At 66.8% G+C, this 1,444-nt stretch carries 2 pseudogenes; both read right to left on the bottom strand.

The window, feature by feature from the left end:
- Positions 1 to 54: 54 nt before the first annotated feature.
- Positions 55 to 466, bottom strand: a pseudogene (locus tag JCM19049_RS14115) (DUF779 domain-containing protein).
- A 116-nt stretch (positions 467 to 582) separates the two neighbouring features.
- A pseudogene (locus JCM19049_RS14110) lies at positions 583 to 1,444 on the bottom strand (zinc-dependent alcohol dehydrogenase); the annotation flags it as partial.

The raw sequence follows: 1,444 nt of genomic DNA, 5'->3' as shown, positions 1-1,444 counted from the left end.
CAGCCCTGCTGCCCTCCACCGGGCTTTAGGCCCGGTGCCCCCGCACCCGCGCCGCTAGTGAGCTGGCGGTTCGATGAGCTGGCTGCGGATCAGGAACCGCTTGCCTCCGGGGCTTCGAGCGAGAACCCCGAGCCGCGCCCGTTGACCACGTCCACGGTCAGCCTGGTGTGCTTCCAGTATTCGAACTGTTCCCTTGACATCCAAAAATCGATGTCTCCCAGCACGGTCCCGTCCTCAGCAGGCAGCGCCAGCACCCCCAGCAGGATGTCGCGTTGCCGGTCTTGAATTCCCCGGCCGGGTAGCACATGGGAGAGGAGCCGTCACAGCAGCCGCCGGACTGGTGGAACATCAGCGGGCCGTGCAGATCCCACAGCCGGCGCAGCAGCTGCACGCACTGGGCGGTGAAGTCGACCCGGGAGAACTGCTCACCATCGATCACCGGGCGGGATTCGATAACCTGGGCCATTGTGTGTCCTTTGCTGGTTGGTGCGGCTTGGCGTCGGCGGGGAAGCCTGCGCCCGAAGTGCACGCGTGAGCGCTGACGCTGCGTTCTTCTGGCAGTGGCCGGGTCCCAGTGTCCTACTATTGCGCCGTGTAGTCGATCACGACGCGGCCATCGATCTTCGCATGGCGCATCTCGTCGAAGACGGCGTTGATGTCCTCCAGCGGTCGGGTGTGGAAGGTCGGCTTGATCTTCCCGGCCGCATAGAATTCCAGGGCCTCAATCATGTCCTGGCGGGTGCCGACGATCGAGCCGCGGATGGTCAGTCCCTTGAGCACGATGTCGAAGATCGGGCGGGGAAGTCCCCTGCCGGCAAGCCGTTGAAGACAATGGTGCCGCCGCGGCGGGTCATCCCGATGGCCTGGCCGAAGGCAGCAGGGTGCACGGCGGTGACCAGCACCCCGTGGGTACCGCCGATCTTTTCCTGGATTACCTCCGCCGGGTCCTGCGCGAACGCGTTGACGGTCAGTTCGGCCCCGTGCTTCGTGGCCAGCGCCAGCTTCTCGTCGGCGACGTCGATGGCGACCACCCGCATGCCCATGGCCACCGCGTACTGCACCGCGATGTGCCCCAGCCCGCCAATGCCGGAGATGGCCACCCACTGTCCCGGCCGCACCCCGGTCATCTTCAGGCCCTTGTACACCGTCACGCCGGCACACAGCACCGGCGCGATTTCGTGGGGGTCCGAGCCTGTGGGATCAGGGCGGCGAACCGTGCATCCACCAGCATGTACTGCCCGAAGCTGCCGTTCACCGAGTAGCCGCCGTTGGTCTGGGACTCGCACAGGGTTTCCCAGCCGGTCCGGCAGTATTCGCAGCTGCCGCACGCGCTGGCCAGCCACGCATTGCCGACCAGGTCGCCGACCTTCACCTCGGTGACGCCCGGGCCGACCTTCTCAACGGTGCCCACCCCCTCGTGCCGGGACTCAGCGGCAGCGTCGGC

This window comes from Arthrobacter sp. JCM 19049 (genome assembly GCF_001310435.1).
This window is presented reverse-complemented; position numbering and strand designations above follow the sequence as displayed.